At 45.4% G+C, this 19,551-nt stretch carries 14 protein-coding genes and 1 tRNA gene; all 15 read right to left on the bottom strand.

Annotated elements, in window-relative coordinates; translation table 11 throughout:
* Positions 1-71 precede the first annotated feature (71 nt).
* The gene (gene hemN / locus ACZIX4_RS08335; RefSeq protein WP_463335162.1) at positions 72-1,439 is read right to left on the bottom strand and encodes an oxygen-independent coproporphyrinogen III oxidase; all 1,368 of its coding nucleotides are present in this window, start codon (positions 1,437-1,439) and stop codon (positions 72-74) included.
* Positions 1,440-1,584: 145 nt separating this feature from the next.
* The gene (locus ACZIX4_RS08330) at positions 1,585-4,686 is read right to left on the bottom strand and encodes an efflux RND transporter permease subunit (RefSeq protein WP_463335161.1); all 3,102 of its coding nucleotides are present in this window, start codon (positions 4,684-4,686) and stop codon (positions 1,585-1,587) included.
* An 11-nt stretch (positions 4,687-4,697) separates the two neighbouring features.
* Entirely contained in the window at positions 4,698-5,798 is a 1,101-nt protein-coding gene (locus ACZIX4_RS08325) for an efflux RND transporter periplasmic adaptor subunit (RefSeq protein ID WP_463335160.1), read from the bottom strand.
* 3 nt (positions 5,799-5,801) lie between these two features.
* The gene (locus ACZIX4_RS08320; protein WP_463335159.1) at positions 5,802-7,064 is read right to left on the bottom strand and encodes a TolC family protein; all 1,263 of its coding nucleotides are present in this window, start codon (positions 7,062-7,064) and stop codon (positions 5,802-5,804) included.
* Positions 7,065-7,199: 135 nt separating this feature from the next.
* Positions 7,200-7,589, bottom strand: a complete 390-nt coding sequence (locus ACZIX4_RS08315) for a hypothetical protein (protein WP_463335158.1) — start codon at positions 7,587-7,589, stop codon at positions 7,200-7,202.
* Between the two features lie 116 nt (positions 7,590-7,705).
* Positions 7,706-9,007, bottom strand: coding sequence for a flavin monoamine oxidase family protein (locus ACZIX4_RS08310; protein WP_463335157.1), 1,302 nt, complete (start codon positions 9,005-9,007; stop codon positions 7,706-7,708).
* Positions 9,008-9,098: 91 nt separating this feature from the next.
* Positions 9,099-9,170, bottom strand: a tRNA-Arg gene (locus ACZIX4_RS08305).
* An 83-nt stretch (positions 9,171-9,253) separates the two neighbouring features.
* Entirely contained in the window at positions 9,254-9,703 is a 450-nt protein-coding gene (locus ACZIX4_RS08300) for a GatB/YqeY domain-containing protein (protein WP_463335156.1), read from the bottom strand.
* An 89-nt stretch (positions 9,704-9,792) separates the two neighbouring features.
* Entirely contained in the window at positions 9,793-11,916 is a 2,124-nt protein-coding gene (ftsZ, locus tag ACZIX4_RS08295; protein WP_463335155.1) for a cell division protein FtsZ, read from the bottom strand.
* A 12-nt stretch (positions 11,917-11,928) separates the two neighbouring features.
* On the bottom strand, positions 11,929-13,368 hold the full coding sequence (ftsA, locus tag ACZIX4_RS08290) for a cell division protein FtsA (protein ID WP_463335154.1): 1,440 nt from the start codon (positions 13,366-13,368) through the stop codon (positions 11,929-11,931).
* Positions 13,369-13,372: 4 nt separating this feature from the next.
* On the bottom strand, positions 13,373-14,095 hold the full coding sequence (locus ACZIX4_RS08285) for a cell division protein FtsQ/DivIB (protein ID WP_463335153.1): 723 nt from the start codon (positions 14,093-14,095) through the stop codon (positions 13,373-13,375).
* Positions 14,082-15,431 carry a UDP-N-acetylmuramate--L-alanine ligase gene (gene murC / locus ACZIX4_RS08280; protein WP_463335152.1) on the bottom strand — a complete coding sequence of 450 codons (1,350 nt, stop codon included), beginning with the start codon at positions 15,429-15,431 and terminating at the stop codon, positions 14,082-14,084. Before murC ends, ACZIX4_RS08285 begins: the two co-directional genes overlap by 14 nt.
* Before the next feature lie 164 nt (positions 15,432-15,595).
* On the bottom strand, positions 15,596-16,690 hold the full coding sequence (gene murG / locus ACZIX4_RS08275) for an undecaprenyldiphospho-muramoylpentapeptide beta-N-acetylglucosaminyltransferase (RefSeq protein ID WP_463335151.1): 1,095 nt from the start codon (positions 16,688-16,690) through the stop codon (positions 15,596-15,598).
* Positions 16,691-16,777: 87 nt separating this feature from the next.
* Positions 16,778-18,082: an FtsW/RodA/SpoVE family cell cycle protein gene (locus tag ACZIX4_RS08270; protein WP_463335150.1), complete on the bottom strand. Its 1,305-nt coding sequence runs from the start codon at positions 18,080-18,082 to the stop codon at positions 16,778-16,780.
* A 137-nt stretch (positions 18,083-18,219) separates the two neighbouring features.
* A complete protein-coding gene (gene murD / locus ACZIX4_RS08265; protein ID WP_463335149.1) occupies positions 18,220-19,551 on the bottom strand; it encodes a UDP-N-acetylmuramoyl-L-alanine--D-glutamate ligase in 1,332 nt (443 codons plus the stop codon).

The raw sequence follows: 19,551 nt of genomic DNA, 5'->3' as shown, positions 1-19,551 counted from the left end.
TTCTAAATACTGCAGAAAGGGCGCAACAGTAAAATGTTGCGCCCTTTCACTTATTAAGTAAACGACTGATATTACACAACCATACTAAACAACCTTGTTTCCGGTGCCTTACGGATAAGCCTCAGGTCAAACGCCATGCATACATTGCGTACGTAGGGCTTGCCTTTTTCGGTAACGGTGATGCTGTTATCACCAAAGGTAATCAGCCCATCATCTTCCATTTCAGTAAGGCTTTCCAGTACTTCGGGCAGTTCGGCAAAATACCCGTTGCCCATTGGCTCCCAGGTTGTTTTAAAGCGGCACATAAGGTTTAGTATGTGCCTGCGAATGATTAAATCCTCGGCAGTAAGCAAATGCCCCCTGAAAACAGGTAGCTCACCGGCATCTATCCGGGTATAATAGTCCTCCAGTGTTTTTTCGTTTTGGGCAAAGCTGTACCAGCTGTCACTTATAGACGATACGCCTAAGCCTATCATCAGTTGGGTTTTTCCCGCATTGTAGCCCATAAAATTGCGGTGCAGGCTGCCGTCTTTAAAAGCGGTGTACATACTGTCGCTCTCCAGGGCAAAGTGGTCCATGCCGATTTCATGGAAACCTTTTTCAGAAAGCAATTCCTTGCCCACTTCATACAGCTTTCGCTTTTCTTCGTCTTTAGGCAGGTTGCTTTCATCAAAACCGCGTTGGCCGCTGCCTTTAACCCATGGTACGTGCGCATAGCTGTAGTAGGCCAACCTGTCCGGGTTAAGCGATTTTGTTTTTTCTATGGTATCAATGCAGCTGTCCAGCGTTTGGAACGGCAGACCGAAAACCAAATCATGGCTTATGGAGGTATAACCTATTTCCCGTGCCCAGAAAGTAACCTTGGCCACATTATGGAACGGCTGTATACGGTGTATGGCCCTTTGTACGGTTTCATTGTAATCTTGCACCCCGAAGCTCACCCTTCTAAAATCCAAATCGTACAGTGTTTGCAGATGTGCACGGGTGGTATTGTTCGGGTGGCCTTCAAAACCAAACTCATGCCCCGGCATACGGTCGGCCTTTCGGAATATGCCTTTTATGAGTGTCTGCAAATTCTCCGGGCTGAAGAATGTAGGTGTACCACCACCCAGGTGCAGTTCTTTTATCTTAGGGCGTTTTGCAAACATAGTACAATACATATCCCATTCTTTCAGCAGGGCTTTTATGTAAGGTGTTTCTACATCGTGGCGTTTGGTAATACGTTTATTGCATCCGCAAAACGTACACATACTTTCGCAAAATGGCAGGTGTATATACAGGCTTATCCCTTCTTTGGCATTGCTTTCATTAAATGCCTTACTACAGGTTTGTTTCCACTGTGTTGTGGTAAAACCGGCTTCGTCCCAGTAGGGTACGGTAGGGTAGCTGGTGTAGCGTGGCCCCGGTACGTTGTACTTTTGCACTAATGAATTTTTCATGGCGACATTTTTTCCTAAAGCAAAGCTACTTAGCTATACCACGGTAAAAAATGATAATTGTCATCCTGCAAAATAAAAGCCGCCCCGCATAACGCTGCGCAGGACGGCCTACATAAAAAAGAAACTAAAGCTTTATTCGGTTATGTTACATCTCCATTTTCTGGTGCTTGTTTCGCATGGCCCAGTAGAAGAAGTTAGGGAATACAAGTAACGTGAACAGCGTAGCGGTAACCAATCCACCAATAATAGATATGGCCAGCGGCTTCTGACTTTCTGAACCGATACCTGTAGAAATTGCCGCAGGCATAAGCCCTATGGCTGCCATAAGTGCAGTCATCACCACCGGGCGTGTACGTGACTTAACGCCTTCTATGATGGAATCGGCGAGCGACATCTTCAGCTTGAGGTTCGAGTGGAATTCCGATACCAGGATTACCCCGTTTTGTATACAGATACCCAGCAGCGCTATAAAGCCCACACCTGCTGATATACCGAAGTTAACCCCCGTAATTTGCAGCGCCAGGATACCGCCTATTATGGCAAACGGCACGTTAACCAGTACCAGCAGCGAGTCTTTTATATTACCGAACATGATGAACAGCAACACAAATATCAGCACTAAGGAAATTGGCACTACCTGGGTAAGTTTGGCACTGGCACGTATCTGGTTTTCATACTCTCCGGTCCAGCCTATGGTATAGCCAGCAGGCAGTTTTATTTGTTTCACCTTAGCCTGTGCTTCGGCTATGGTACTGCCAAGGTCGCGGTCGCGTACAGAGAATTTCACCCCGATGAAACGTTTTGCGTTATCACGGTACACAAAGGACGGACCTGTTTCGGTAGTAAGGGTTGCAATTTCCTTAAGTGGCACTTTACCACCACGTAGGGTAGGCACCATAAGGTTCATTATATCTTCCTCATCTTTACGGTACTCTTTAAGGTAACGAATACGGATGTCAAACTTGCGTTCGCCCTCATATTTCTCGGTAGCGGTTTTACCGCCTACGGCCATTTCTATAATACTTTGCGCATCGCTTTTCTGCACGCCGTATAGCGCCATCTTCTGCTCATCAAACTTCACGCTCATTGCAGGCTGTCCCAGGTTGCGTAGTACGCCCACATCCTTAACGCCGCCTACAGGTTTTATTTTGTCCATCACCTCATTGGCAAGCCTGTCCAGTACCTGAAGGTCGTCACCGTAAATTTTCACGGCGTTGCTGGCCTTAAAGCCTGCTACAGCCTCGGCTACGTTGTCTATTACCGGCTGCGAATAGTTCCATGTAATACCCTGGTATACGCTAAGCTTTTTGTTCATCTGCTCTACCAGTTCGTCCATGGTTATCTTGTGCTTCCATTCCTCTTTAGGCTTCAGGTCTACCTGGAATTGCAGGAACCCGAAACCGTTAGGGTCGGTACCGTCGTTACTACGGCCGGTTTGCGACATCACGTCGTCTACTTCCTCAAAAGATTTCAGCTCTTTACGGATGATGGTCGCCATTTTCACACTTTCGCTGAGCGAGTTGCTTATCGGTAGCTCAGCGGTTACCCAAAGCGCACCCTCATTTAGTGGTGGCAGGAACTCGGTACCCAAAAAGCGGGTAGAGAACAATGTAAGGCCAAGGATAACAAGTGATACTATGATGGAAATCTTTTTGTGCCTGAAACTTACGGCAAAACCTTTGGCAACCGACTTGTTGAAAAATTCCACAAATGGGTTGTGTTTTTCGCGTACGTTTTTGTTCAGCAAAATAGAGCACAGTACCGGTACCAGGGTAAGGGTAAATATTAGCGCACCAAGCAGGGCAAAACCAAGTGTCCAGGCCAGTGGCGAGAACATTTTTCCTTCAACTTTTTCAAATGAGAATATAGGGAGCAGTGCGGAAATGATGATAAGTTTACTGAAGAAAATAGCCACACCCAGCTTAGAACCTGTCCTGCGGATAAGGCCCATTTTGGCCAGCTTGTTAAAACGTTCGTCGCCTTCCTTTGCCCGCAGGTGATCGAGTGCCACAAAGAGCCCTTCCACCATCACTACAGCGCCGTCTATGATGATACCGAAGTCTACCGCACCCAGCGAAAGCAAGTTGGCGCTCATGCCTTTCAGCCTTAAACAAAGGAATGCAAACAGCAGTGCCAGCGGAATAATTATCGAAACGATAACCGTAGTACGCCAATCTGCCATAAAAAGGAATACGATAACCGTAACGAGTATAATACCCTCTATAAGGTTGTGGGTAACTGTTTTGGTACAAAACTCCATAAGGTTGTCACGGTCGTAGAAGGTAACCATTTTTACATCTTTAGGCAGTACGTTATCCTGCACGTAGGCTATTTTCTCTTTTAGCGCCTTAAGCACTATCGACGGGTTTTCACCTTTACGCATAATTACTATGCCTTCTACCACGTCGTCTTTATCATTTAGGCCCACCTGGCCCACACGCGGAACGTTGCTTTCCTCTACTTTGGCAATGTCCTTAATCAGTATCGGGTTGCCGTTGTACTGGGCCACTATGGTGTTTTCTATATCGGCAATATTGTCTAAAAGACCCACACCACGTACCACGTACGCCTGTCCGTTTTTCTCTATAACGTCGCCGCCCACGTTTAGGTTGGCTTTGCTCACAGCCTCATACACCTGTGGTGATGTAAGCTCATATTTTTGTAGCAGCGTAGGATCTACCTCTACTTCATAAGTCTTTTCGCGTCCGCCAAAAACGGCAACGTCGGCTACGCCGGGTACAGCACGCAGCTGGCGGTCTATCACCCAGTTTTGAAGGGTAAGCAGCTCGCGGGTGTCTTTATTTGGGCTTTCCAGCGTATAACGGAAAATTTCGCCTGTAGGGCCGTATGGGGGCTGCACTTCGGGGTCTATGCCTTCGGGAAGTTCCACGTTACGCAGCAGGTTGTTTACCTGCTGGCGTGCAAAGAAATCATCTACATCATCATCAAAGATTATCTTGATAACCGATAAACCGAACATGGTAATACTGCGTACGTTCGTCTTTTTTTGGAGCGAGTTCATGGAAATTTCTATAGGCGAGGTTACAAAACGCTCTACCTCTTCGGCACTACGGCCGGGCCACTGGGTTACAATAACAATCTGGGTATTGGTAACGTCGGGGAATGCTTCTACAGGGATATTTTTATAACTGATAACACCGGCTATAACTACTAATCCTACCCAGAAAAATGTAAACAGCTTATTGCGTAGGGAAAACCCTATTATGTTTTTTATAAACTTTATCATGGCTGTAAGGATTAATCGTTAATAGCATCGTATATAAGCAGGTTGCTTTTCACAATCACCTTTTCGCCCGCTTTAAGCCCTGCCAAAATATAGGTCTTATCATCAAGCGCGCGGTATATGGTTATCTCCCTGGTTTCTATATTGTCCTTGTCTTTAAATACCATTACAAAGTTTTTGTTGTTGTCAAAAACCACAGATGCACTTGGTACAGCCACATACTTTTTGTCGTCGGCATAGTGTACTTTTACAGTAGCATTCATTTCCGGTTTCAGGGCTACATCGGTATTAGGTACCTTAATCAGTGCTTTGGCAGCACGAGTATCGGGGTCTATCACGTTAAAAATCTTATCGATTTTCCCTTTTATGTCCTTATCAGGATAGGCTATGGTATGGATGCTTGCTTCCTGGCCAACTTTAATCCTGCCAAGGTCGCTTTCGTTTACGTTTGCCAATACCCAAACATTGTCAAGCTTTGCCACGGTAAACACCGCCTCATCGCGGTTTGCGCTCAGCATTTCATTCGGGCTGATGTCCTTGCTTACAATATAGCCGCTTATAGGGGCATACATGTTATACACCGATCCGCTTTTCAGCTTGTAAATCTGGTTTACTTCGCGCATCCTAGATCGTTCAGCCTTGGCTTTATCAAGCTCTTTCTGGGCCATAACAAGCTCTTTTTCGCTGGCAAGTTTGCCTTCGTACATATCTTTAACGCTTTGAAGGTTACGCTCGGCTATGCTTACATCGGCATCGGCATCGCTGGTCTGGCTCTGGAAACCGGCGATCTCTGTACTGCGAATGCTGGCCAAAAGCTGGCCCTGCTTTACGTAGTCGCCCAGTTCAGCTTTGATTTCTATAACGCTACCGCCAACGGCAGGGAATACCTGGCTGATGTTGTTGTTTTCGGCACTTACCTTACCAAAAAGGCGTATTTCGTTTTGGGCAAATTCTTCGGTAGCAGTGGCAAATGTACTTTCCCTGTACATCTGGTCGCTCATTACAAATTGTGGCTTTTGCTCCTCTTTAGGTGCATCAGCTTCTTTTTTGCTGCAGGCAGTAAGCAGGGTTAGTACGCTTACTGATATATATGATATGTTTTTAAATGTTTTCATCGCTTAAAAGTTATTAGTGCCGGTTACGTAATTAATTTGGGTGGCTGCCAGTGCCAACTGTTGTTTTACCCTTTCCACTTCGGTTTGGGCTTCATTGTAAGCCTCAAAGAAGTCGGCAAACTCTATCATCGATACGTTGCCTTTCTGGAAGTTGGTATTGATACCGTTAAACACAGCATCAAAATCCTGGTTAATAAGCGAGTTGATACGTTTGTATTCCTCTACACTTCGGGTAAAATTCTGGTAAGCGGCCAGCACCTCGTTTTGCACTTCAAGCTGCTTGTAATCAATATTCTTTTCGCTTGCCATCTGCTGTACCTTGGCCGATTGTATATTGCCACGGTTACGGTCAAACACCGGTAACGGTATGCCCAGGCCTACGTTATACTGGTTGTTAAAGGCATCGCCACGCTGGTTGTAGCCGCCGCGTATGGTAACATCAGGTATAGCCAGTTTACGTTGCAGCGAAAGGTTCAGCTTGGCAGATTCTGTAGCCAACTTGGCCTCGTTAAGGTCGGGCCTGTTCTCTAACGACTTGTTTAAAATATCATCATACAGGAATGATTTGGCAGCATAACCGTTTGCATCGCCTGCCTCATATACTGTATTAATAGTTGCGGTAGTGCCCAGCAGTATGTTCAGCTTTTGCTGTTCTTCAATCAGCGTCTGGCTTTCTTCAGACTTATCATTGTTTATCTTTACATAAACCGACTTAAGGCGTACCAGGTCCTTTAGCGCAATGTTGTTTTTCGCTACCTGCAACTCATAACTGCTTATAAGGAACTGAAGTTTATCAAGCAGCTTATTATATTTCTCTATGATTTTCTGTTGGTTGTGCACCGTGTAAAACGATTGCCATATTTGCTGTTGCAGGTTGCGTGTAAGGTCGGCCAACTCAGCCTCTGCCATTTTTTTGTCGAGTTTTGCCAACTCAATCTGTGCTTTGCGTTTGCCCCCTATAAGTATTAACTGTTCGAGCCCGGCCTGGAAGTTACCTTTATTCCCGGTTGGGAAATACAGGTTATTTTGCCCCTGGTAGGCAATCATATCAGCTGTAATTTCAGGGTTGGGGTATACCTTGCTCTGAATCAGGGCGGCATCAGCCTTGTCAATATCATATTGGCTGGCCAATAAAAGAAAGTTGTTCTTAAAGAATAGTTCTTCTGCCTGTTTTATGGTAAGGGTAAGGCTTTGGGGTGCCTGTGCAACCATACCACCCCAGCACAGCAGCATGGCCATGCAGGGTAAGAAGTTTTTTGGTTTCATCTTATGTATGTTTAAAAGCGTACTTTTTTGTAAAAAACAAATCCATAGACGGAAACAGCTTATTAAAGTCAATTAATAAACAGAAGCATGTTGCTGAAAACCAGCAACAATCCGACGAATGGAATTAAAAGGCTTTTAAACCTCCGGTGGCGGAGAAAATAAGGTAAGCTTAGGGGAATTGTATAATGGATCTTTGTAGAAAGTATCGGGCTCTACAACTTTAAAATTAGTTTCTCCTTCAGAAGCTAATTTTAAACCCTGTATTGCCTGGAAAGTCCATACGGTTTTCTTTACATTTAGTTTAAGGTGCTGGGTACTTTTGGTATGGTGTTCGGGTATGGCGTTTTCTATCAATAGTACGTCTTCCAGTACAAGCTCGGCCATACTGTCTACCTCTTCAAAGTCTTCATCTACCTTACTGTGTTCAAAAAAGGTGTGCGGGTTATCGATACTAAAGTTGAGTATGTGTAGCGCCATAAGCACCCACAACACACGCTGACCGATATACCTGCTTTGCCTTTTCATGAAATAGTAATACTATTTGGTTTGCCAAAAGTAATAATCACATCCTAAACCAGCACAAACCTTGCCAAAGTATTTGACATTCTAAGAAAATTTTAAGAAATATAACCTGTAACAACTTAGCCTTTCAAAATCTTCTGTGCCGTATCCCTGCCACTCGTTAACGCAGCTTCTACCGTACCCATAGCGGAACCGTTATATAAATACTCTCCGGCAAAGTATACTCTATTGTCAACGGGTTGCTGCAATATGGCTCGTGCTTCAACACTTTCAACTTTATCATACGCATATGAGCCACGGGTAAAGGGTTCGGTAATCCAGTTGGCAACTTTCCATGCGGTTAGTTTTTCTTTTAATATTTCGATTTCTATATTAAAAACAGCACTAAGGGATGTCAATGCCAGACCCAATATATCATCATCAACCATATCTTTTTTGTCAAAAGCAGGCGGGCCTCCCAGCCAACCGGTAAATAAAGGCCTGTTTGATGGGGTTTGAGTCCAATACGTAGGCACTGCTTCATCGGTAAACAGGAACCCCATGGTTGAAAGGTCGGTCCCTCGCCCGCTTATAATATGGTTTTCCCAAAACAGTGCATCAAACTCAAGCAGCACTTTTATAACCGAACCAAACCCGATATTGTGTAATGCCTGCATTTGTCTTGGTAAAGGAGGATTGAACATAATTGTTCCTTCTTCACCTTCCGGAGCCTGTAACACACCCAAAGGCAATGCGATTATTGCTTTGTCTGCACTATATACAGCCCCGGTTGTTGTTATGACTTCTACACCTGTGTTACCGTGGTTAATAGTTTTAGCTATACTATTGGGCAAAATATTATTGCCTGTGTTGGTACACACCGATGCCAGATAATCTATCAACTTACCATATCCCCCAATAATACGGTGTTGGGCATCTTCATTTTCGTGGTTCCACTCATTTCGCAGCGCAAATGCACCGGCATCGTTTACATCGGCAGTATCATAACCTGTCACATAGTTTTCTATCTGCCCGCGCATTTTCGCATATTGCTCCGCAGAGAAATACTGCTGCATAAAGTGGGCAATAGGCATGTCCTGCTCCAATTTATCGAGGTTATCCAGGAAACCCTCAAAGCCTTCTATAAATTCATTGCTCTGCTCAAATGTACCATTATGGTATTGCCACATTTCAAAATCGACACCCGTAGTGCCTATACTCGCTTCCTCAAGTAATTGAAGTGTAACAGGCAGATTGCCATGCACAAACTCAGCCCCTAACTCAGTAGCCTCAGAAAAATTACCTTGAATGGTATGTATACGCCCGCCTAAACGGCTTCGTGCTTCCAGGACTGTTACGGTTTTACCTGCTTTAGATAATATATATGCAGCCATAAGCCCGGCTACCCCTGCGCCTATGATAATAACATCAGTCTTTTTCATTGAAAAAATGTGTATGGGAAAGGTAATGATTTATGGAAGAAATAGCCTTGTAAATAAAAAGCCATCGCTTTTAAAATACGATGGCTTTTAGTGACCTTATCGGGATTCGAACCCAAATCATCAGAACCGGAATCTGACATTCTATCCATTGAACTATAAGGCCAAAGTATTTTGTTTCAGGCTTAAAGTTTCAGGTTCTATACAGAACGGAAATTAACTTGAAACTTTAAACCTTAAACAAAACTCTTATGATAAAACCTTCTTTACCAGTGTAGAGATGGTTTTACCGTCAGCAGTACCGGCAAGCTCTTTATTGGCTATGCCCATCACTTTGCCCATATCGGCCATACCGCTAAAGCCGTTTTCAGCCACAATGCGGCGGATAACAACTTCCACTTCCTCCTCGCTTAACTGAGCCGGCAGGAATTTCTCTATAACGGCAGCCTGAGCCAGTTCAGGGTCGGCAAGGTCCTGGCGGCCTTGCTGTATGTATATAGCAGCGCTATCTTTGCGTTGTTTAACCAGTTTTTGCAGCAGCTTTATCTCTTCTTCGGCAGATACTTCCTCTTTGGCACCACTTTCGGTTTGTGCCAAAAGAAGGCCTGATTTTATTGCCCTAAGCGACTCTAATGCTACTGTATCTTTTTCTTTCATGGCCGCTTTCATAGCGTCCATAATCTGTGATTGCAAACTCATAAACCTTGATTTTAATGTGCCCGCGAAGATAAAAAAATAACCCGAAAATATTGTTATATTTCCGGGTTAAGGTTCACATTTGGGTTAGTTTAATCTACGTTGTCATGGAGGAACGAATTGTTCGACCTTAGTTGCAGGTCGTTGTTGCTGTCTAATCCCAGCGACAGGCGCGACCTGTTATTATCGTTACGCGTTTCGTTAAGGTCTACCCCCATACGCTTGTAAGCAGGCTCCTTTTCAAACTCGTCTATCCTCGAATTATGGAACTTATAGTTAAATTCCTTCATCTTTTTCCTGCGCTCCTCAGCCCTTAGCCTAAGGGTTTCTTCTATAGTCATTTCCACAGGTGAAACTTCTTCGGCCATAGTAGGTACAAACCTCGGTGCTACCGGCTCAACCGGTATTACAGGTTGCTGTGCCACAGGCTGGGCCTGTACAGGTTGTTGCTGTACCGGCTCTGCTTTAGGCTCTTCAGCGATAGGTTCAAATATATTCCTAAGCGTAAACTGCAATTCTTCTGCCACAGGTTCCTGTACGGCTTTAGCAGCAGGTTTAGAGTTTAGCAGTTCGCTTTCTTTTTCAAGGTAATCCTCCAGCGAATAACGGATAACACCGCCTTCATTCACTTCCGTTACCGGAACCACATTTACAGGCTCAGTTACCGCTATATTGCGTACTTCATCTGTAAGGCTGAACAGTAGTTTTTCCTCGCTTTTGGCATTGTTTGCAGAAAGGTCGAAAGAGAAGGTAAACTGGTCTTCTTTCTTTTCTACGATAACAAACTCAGGGTCTATTACTTCTATATCCCTTACATCCTTAATTATCGGCTGCGAAAAAGCCGTAAATACCGGGGCAGCAGGCTGAATCGGTTGCGCAGGCTGTACCGCTACAGGTTGTTCCTGTACCGGGGCTACCGCTACCGGAGCCGCAGTAATTTCGTGTGAAGGCGCCACTATTTCAAAGAAAACGTCAAGGTTATTGATGTGCTCTGAAGCGGGCTCTGCCATCACTTCAGAAACCGGCTTTTTTTCCTCAACTTCCTCCTCAAGCGTAAACACGATTTTTTCTTCAACAACCGGCTCAGGGGTTACTTCCGCTTTTGGGTGCTCTATGGCAGTAGAAAAGTCGAATGCCTGTACCGTTCTTTTGGTAAGGTCGTGCACCATTTTTTGCTCTTCTTCAAGGGCGTGCACTATCTTTTTAGGCTCAGTATTTACAATTTCGTTTTGCTGCTCCAGGTTAAAGCCGGTGGCAATTACCGTTACGGCAATAGCATCTCCCAGGCTCTCGTCTTCGCCCACACCCATAATAATGTTAGCATTAAACCCGGCCTCGCTTTGTATGTGGTCGTTTATTTCACCTATTTCGTCAATAGTAATCTCGGTAGTGCCCGAAACGATAAGCAGCAGCACGTTTTTGGCACCATTAATCTTGTTATCGTTAAGTAGCGGGCTGTCCAGTGCGGCGACAATAGCATCTTTGGCACGGCAATCTCCTGAAGACAGTGACGAACCCATTATAGCTGTACCACTGTTGCTAAGTACCGTTTTGGCATCTTTAAGGTCGATGTTTTGCGTGTAGTGGTGGGTAATTACCTCCGCTATACCGCGTGATGCCGTTGCCAACACCTCGTCTGCCTTAGAGAAACCGGCCTTAAAGCCCAGGTTACCGTATACTTCCCTCAGCTTGTTGTTGTTTATAACAATAAGCGAGTCTACCTGCTTGCGCAGGCGCTCTACACCCTTCATGGCCTGTTCGGTACGCACCCTTCCTTCAAACTGGAACGGTATGGTAACGATACCCACGGTAAGGATGTCGCGCTCCTTAGCCAGCTGGGCTATAACAGGGGCAGCACCGGTACCGGTACCACCACCCATACCTGCTGTTATAAAGAGCATCTTGGTATTGGTATCGAGCATTTGCTCTATTTCTTCTATACTTTCCAGAGCCGACTGCTGGCCTACCTCTGGGTTAGCGCCGGCACCAAGGCCTTCGGTAAGGTTAAGGCCCAACTGTATTTTATTGGGCACCGGGCTGTTTTGCAGCGCCTGGCTGTCTGTATTACAAACAACGAAATCCACGCCTTTAATGCCCTGCCTAAACATGTGGTTGATAGCGTTACTACCGCCTCCGCCAACTCCTATTACCTTGATTACGTTCGACTGGTTTTTAGGTAAGTCAAACGAAATACTTCCAAATTCTGTATTCATCATAATCAACGGGTTTTATTCTGCGTTATCTAAAAAATCTTTAATCTTGTCTATATACTTGTCAAAGAATGACCTCTTCACTTTCTTCTCAGTCGATTCATTAACAATATTCATGTCTTCTTTTACGGCTGCCACGGTTTCCAGTACCGGCTCCTGTACCTGGGCTACTGCCTGTGCAACCGGGGCAGGTGTTTCCACCACATTTACCACAGGGGCTGCTACCGGCTGGTGCCTTACTACAGGCTGCTGGTATACCGGTTTCTGCAGTTCTACAAGCGGCGTAGCGCTTTGTGTGTTGTTTCGCAGGCTGTTCATTACAAGGCCTACCGCTGTAGCATAAAGCGGGCTTGAAATTTCCTCTCCTGATTTTCCGGCCAAATGCTCGTTAGGGTAACCTATGCGAGTATCCATACCGGTTATGTATTCTACCAGCTGCTTTATATGTTTCAGTTCCGATCCGCCACCGGTAAGTACTATACCGGCAATAAGTTTTTTGCGGGGGTCTTCATGGCCATACGCTTTGATCTCAGCAAATACCTGCTCTATGATTTCCACCACGCGGGCATGTATAATCTTAGAAAGGTTTTTAAGCGAAATCTCCTTTGGCTCACGTCCGCGAAGGCCCGGGATAGATACAATTTCGTTATCCTTGTTTTCGCCCGGCCATGCAGAACCGAATTTTACTTTAAGCAATTCGGCCTGTTTTTCTATGATAGAGCAGCCTTCCTTAATATCCTCGGTTATTACATTACCGCCAAACGGTATTACTGCCGTATGGCGAATGATGCCATCTTTAAATATGGCAAGGTCGGTAGTACCGCCACCTATATCGATAAGCGCTACACCGGCTTCTTTTTCTTCTTGGCTAAGTACCGCGTCTGAAGATGCAAGCGGCTCAAGCGTCAGGCCCGAAAGGTCTAAGCCAGCACTCTTAATGCATCGGCCTACGTTACGGATGCTCGATGCCTGCCCCACTACTACGTGGAAGCTTGCCTCAAGCCTGCCGCCGTACATGCCTATAGGTTCTTTTATTTCGTTTTGCCCGTCGATTTTAAATTCCTGTGGCAATACATGTATTATTTCTTCGCCCGGCAACATGGCCAGTTTGTGCACCTGGTTAATAAGCAGGTCAATATCAGCATCGCCTATTACTTCTTCAGGATTGCTCCTGCTTATGTAATCGCTGTGCTGTATACTGCGTATGTGCTGGCCGGCTATGCCCACCACCACATCGTTTATACGGTAGCCGCTGTTTGCTTCGGCTTCCTGTACTGCCTGCTGGATAGATTGTATGGTCTGGGTAATGTTATTCACCACGCCGCGGGCTACCCCAAGGCTTTTCGATTTTCCGATGCCCAGGATTTCCAGCTTGCCATACTCATTCTTCTTGCCGATCATCGCTACAATCTTTGTAGTACCGATGTCTAAACCTACTGCAATGCTCTCTCTTTCCATATCTCTACTTTTTGGTGCACACCACCTGCTCTGTAAACTTCAGGTTGATGGTTTTGTAATTTTCTATCAATGTATCCTTTGTAGCGTCCTGCAAAAACGCTTTGTAATTTTTAAACTTCCTGTCTATGTTTACCGGGCCGCCAAACAAAATATCGTAGCTGTACCCCCGTGTATTCATAGTAATATAGCCTGTAGGCTTTACCGAAATACCCGTGATGTTTTTCTTTAAGAAATCATCATCATAGATATAGTCCAGTAATTCTTTAAGCTTCTTACGGTCAAGTCTGTTAAAATCCCCTGTTAACAATGGCACCCTCGCTGTTTCACTTTCGCTAAGCGGCATGGCCTTGCCACCATAGTCTATGTAATACGATTTATCCCCCTGAAATGCCCTGGCTACCGGCTTCTTTTGGGTTATCTCCGCTACCAGTTTCCCATCTACTGTAGCGTAAACCTTTGCCTGGCCTACCATCGGATTTGCATTGATAGTTTTTTCCACCTTATTCAAATCTAACTGAACTTTCTTTATGGTGTTAACAGGACCGAAATTTTGTATTAACAACTTATTAACCGCCTCTTTGGTTAAGAATTTATCACTTTCCGCAAAAAATATCTCCGCTTTTTCAAGATTCCTCTGTTCGTTGCGTTTCCCGGTAAATGCATACAGGAACACCACCACGCACAGTATCACTATCAGCCTTATATTTCCCCAATCAATATTTTTCATCTAACACTGCCTTAATATCGCCTACCATTTCTCCTATATCACCTGCCCCTATGGTAATGATTACCGGGGCATCCGTTTGCTTAAGCAGTGGTAGCAATTCTTCTTTGCTTACCAACCTCTTATTGGGGTTCTCTATTTTGTCCAGCAGCCACTGGCTGGTTATACCTTCTATGGGCAGTTCCCTGGCCGGGTAAATGTCCAGCAATACAATGTTTTCAAACTGCCCCAGGCTCTTTGCAAAACCGTCGGCAAAATCCCTCGTGCGGCTGAACAGGTGCGGCTGGAATACCGCAAGTACCTTTTTATCAGGGTACAGCTCGCTTACCGCCTGGTACACCGCATTTATTTCTGTTGGGTGGTGTGCATAATCGTCTATATACACCAGCCCTTTTTCTTTTATCTGGTAACTGAACCTGCGCCTTACACCTTTAAAGCTTGCCAACGCCGACTTTATATCCTCCCCCGAAACACCGTATGTCCTTGCCATGGCTAAAGCCAATGTAGCATTGGTAAGGTTGTGGTGGCCCGGCAAACCGAAACGTATATCAGTTATGGTTTCCTCAGGTGTTACTACATCAAATACATACCAACTTTCTTCTATCCGGATGTTCTGTGCCGAAAACTGCCCGTTATTTACACCTACGGTTACCCCGCCTAACGGAAGCCCCGCAACTACAAACATTTTGCTTTTGTCTTCTACCTTATCAGCAAACTCACAGAATGATGCTTCAATCGAAGCCGTATCGCCGTAAATATCCAGGTGGTCGGCATCCATGCTCGTCACACAGGCAATATCCGGATGCAGGTGCAAAAATGAACGGTCAAACTCATCGGCTTCTGCCACGGTAACCGTTTTGCCGCTGCCTATAAGGTTAGAGTTGTAGTTTTCTACCACCCCGCCTATAAAGGCTGTAACGTCTACCCCACTCTGGTACAGTATATGCCCCAGTATGCTGCTGGTAGTGGTTTTGCCATGCGTACCGGCCACCGCAAAAGAGTACGTACCCTTAGTGATGATGCCCAGTACTTCGGCTCGTTTTTTAACCACAAAACCGTTATCCAGGAAGTAGTTCCACTCGGTGTGGTGCTTAGGCACCGCCGGGGTTACTACTACCAGTGTATGTTCTTTATCAAGGAACGTTTCACTTATTAAACCGATGCTGTCTTCAAAGTGGATGCTTATCCCTTCGGCAACAAGCTCATCAGTAAGATGGGTTGGGGTCTTATCATAGCCCGCTACATTTTTGCCTATGAATTTAAAATAGCGTGCAAGGGCACTCATACCGATGCCGCCTATACCAATAAAATAGACATTTTTAATGTTTGCTAACTCCATCTTTTTTTAAAGCTGCTGAGCGACTGAGTTCCTTAGCTTCTTAGCCAATCCCCGAACATCAGCGTTCAGCATGTATTTATTCTTTAACCGGATACATTTTAGCGCTTTGGCCAATCCCCAGCATCCGGCTTTGTTTATGTTTTTCTGCTCAGTGGCTAAGTAGCTTAGCGGCTCAGCAGCTTGACAATCTCCTCAACAATATCGTTGGTAGCGTTTACTTTCGCCAGTGTCTTAATGTTTTCAGCCAATGACTTTTGCTTTTCAGTATTGCTTACCAAATCAGCAAAAACCGGCTGGAACTGCGTATCAAGCTGTGGTTCCTTCAGCAGCAGTGCACCGCCTTTATCTACAATGGCCTGTGCATTCTTGGTCTGGTGGTCTTCCGCTACGTTAGGCGACGGAATGAACAACACCGGCTTACCCACGATACAAAGCTCTGATACCGACGATGCCCCTGCACGCGATATCACAAAATCTGCCGCAGCGTAAACCAAATCCATCCTGTCTATGAACGAAAGCACCTGTACCCCGTCTTTATCGCCATGGTGGCGGTATTCTTCGTAGTACAGCTTCCCGCATTGCCATATCACCTGCACATCATGCGCCTGTATATAGGCCAGTTCCTTATCTATAAGCTGGTTGATGCGGCGTGCCCCAAGGCTGCCTCCCAACACCAACAGTGTTTTTTTATTTGGGTCGAGCCCAAAACGTGTTACCGCTTCTTCCTTCTTATCTGCTGTACCTATCAGGTCCTGCCTTACCGGATTTCCCGTAAAGACAATTTTACCCGCCGGGAAAAACCGTTCAAGGTTATCGTAGGCTACACATATTTTGCTTGCCCATTTAGACAGCCATTTGTTTGTAATACCCGGAAATGAATTTTGCTCCTGTATTACTACCGGTATACGCATACCTGCCGCAGCCCTTAACAGTGGCCCGCTGGCAAAGCCCCCGGTACCTATAACCACATCGGGTTTAAAATCCTTAATGATGCTGCGCGAGCGGATAAGGCTGCTGGCCAGTTTCAGCGGGAACATGGCGTTATCAAGCGTCAGCCTGCGCTGTATGCCTGCTATCCATAACCCTACAATCTTGTACCCGGCCTGTGGCACCTTTTGCATTTCCATTTTATCGCTCGCTCCTACAAACAGGATTTCGCTCTCCGGGAAACGCACCTTTAATTCATTAGCAATAGCCACCGCAGGGTAAATATGTCCCCCGGTACCACCACCACTTAATATGAATTTAGGCTCTTTCATGTTTATTGTTCATGGTTTGTGGTTCATTGTTCCACTCACCGTCTATTATCTATTATCTTACGTCTAAAAATCTTTTGGCTAAGCAGCTTACTTCATCACCGCCCTCATCGGGTTTGCAGCATCTTCAACTGAGTATGCTGCCGGTTCTATACCCTGTGCTTCGGCTTCTTCTCGCTGTTTTTCTTTCAGTATGTGTTCGTCTATCAGTTGCTGAATAATGGCTTCACGCTCCAGCTTATCGGCTTCTTCCTGTGCCACCTCTTCTTCTTTTTTGGTTACGCTAAGAATGATGCCTATAGAGATACACGTCATCCAGATGCTACTACCACCACTACTGATTAGCGGCAGCGGTTGCCCCGTTACCGGGAGCAATTCGGTTGCCACACCCATATTGATGAACGCCTGGAAGATGATGGGGAAACCCAACCCTACTATAAGCAATTTACCAAAGAGCGATTTCGACTTATGCGCCTGTACCAAAAATCGGAACATCAGCATCAGGTAGAGGAACATTACCAGCAATCCGCCCAGCATACCGTATTCTTCCACTATAATAGCGAAGATAAAATCGGAAGACGACTGCGGCAGGAAGTTCTTCTGTACACTCTTGCCCGGCCCTAATCCGTACACCTGCCCGGTAGCGATGGCTATCTTGGCATTTTCTATCTGGTAGCGGTCTTCGTTTTCATCATCGCTGGTAAAGCGTTCTATACGGCTCATCCAGGTGTCTACCCTGTTTGGCATGGCGTTAGGGAAGGCTTTGGCAAGGCCAATGAACAATGCCAACATTACAATCCCCATTCCGATGATAGTTCCTAAGAAACGTATCGGGTAACCACCTACGAATACCAGCATGGCCACCATACTGAATATGAGTGCTGCCGTACTGAAGTTGGCCGGTAATATAAGCGCCAGTATTACAAATACCGGAAGCCATAATTCAATGAGCGATGCCTTAAACGTATACGCTTTATCCTGTACTTTAGCCAGGTAGCGGGCAACATACACCATAAGCACTATCATTGCCAGCGACGACGTTTGGAACGTAACCCCCACAAAAGGGATTTTTATCCAGCGGCTGGCATTGGCACCGTCTATAACCGTACCCTGCAAAAAGGTGTATACCAACAGCACTGCTATTAGTGGCATAAACAGTATAGACAAGCCTTTATAGTAATGATACGGCACTTTGTGTACCATGTAAATAAGCCCGAAACCTATGAATATATGCACCAGGTGCTTAACCAGATAACCTATAACAGTGCCCTTGCCTATTACATACACAAGGTTGCTGCTTGCGCTGAAAACAGGCATGAACGATACAAGGGCAAGCAATATGGCGAACGACCAGATGCCCTTATCTCCTTTCAGGTTATTGATTAATTCTTTCATTTTCTATTTTGTTCTGTAGAGACGCATTGCATGCGTCTCCGGTATTTTTTTTGACCCCACATGAGGAGACGCATGCAATGCGTCTCTACGGGAAAATCTGTGTCAATCTGTCAAATCTGTGTTATCAGTGTTTCCTATTACAAATTCTGCACGGCTATTTTAAACTGCCTGCCGCGGTCTTCATAGCTTTCAAACAGGTCGAAACTCGCGCATGCCGGTGAAAGCAGTACTGTATCACCCTTTTCAGCCAGTTTAGATGCTGTTATTACAGCGTCGGCCATGCTGGTTGTTTCAACCATAATGTCCACTACATTACCAAAAGCGTTTACCAGCTTCTGGTTGTCTACACCCAGGCATACTATGGCTTTTACTTTTTCGCGCACTAATGCCATTAGTTCGTTATAATCGTTACCCTTATCTACACCACCCACAATCCATACGGCAGGAGTGCTCATGCTTTCCAGCGCATAGTAGGTAGAGTTGGTATTGGTAGCCTTACTGTCGTTAATGTACTCCACACCCTGTATTTTAAGCACCTTCTCAAGCCTGTGCTCCACACCCTGAAAATTAGAAAGGCTTTCCCTTATGGTTTTCTTCCTTATGTTTTTCAGTTGTGCAACAGCAGTAGCGGCCATGGCATTCTTTACATTGTGTTTTCCTTCAAGCGAGAGTTCGTTTATCGACATTGTAAATTCTTTATCAGTTATGTTGCTTATAATGGTGTCACCTTTTACATAGACCCCTTTCTTGTTTTTACCCGAAAGCGAAAAAGGGATCAGTTTCGCTTTGGTTTTGTTTTTCGCCAGCCAGTTGTTTATCGTTTCGTCATCGGCATCATACACCAGGTAATCATTCTTAGTCTGGTTCATGGTAATACGGAACTTGGCGGCTATGTACAGCTCGTAATTGTACTCGTAGCGGTCCAAGTGGTCCGGGCTTATATTGGTTATCACCGCTATATGCGGGCGGTATTCCTCTATCCCGTCGAGCTGGAAACTGCTAAGCTCAAGAACGTATCCTTCTACCTTGTCTTCGGCTACCTGCCAGGCAAAGCTTTTGCCTATGTTACCGGCCAGCCCCACATTAAGCCCACCCTGCTTCAGCAAATGGTGCGTAAGCATTGTGGTAGTGGTTTTTCCGTTACTGCCGGTAATGCCTATCGTTTCCTTTTTGTTGAACTGATTGGCAAATTCAATTTCCGATATCACCGGTATGCCTTTTTCCTTCAGCTTTTTTACGATGGGTGACTTATCGGGTATTCCCGGGCTTTTCATCACCACATCGGCATTCAGTATCAGTTCTTCAGTATGTTTTTCCTCTTCCCAGGCAAGCCTGTTCAGGGCAAGTACTTCTTTATAATTGTTCTTTATCTTCCCGAAGTCCGACAAAAAAACGTCGTAGCCTTTTTTCTTTCCGAGGATTGCGGTACCTACACCGCTTTCTCCTCCTCCCAGCACTACCAGCCTCAT

Source organism: Flavobacterium niveum (assembly GCF_055231775.1).
This window is presented reverse-complemented; position numbering and strand designations above follow the sequence as displayed.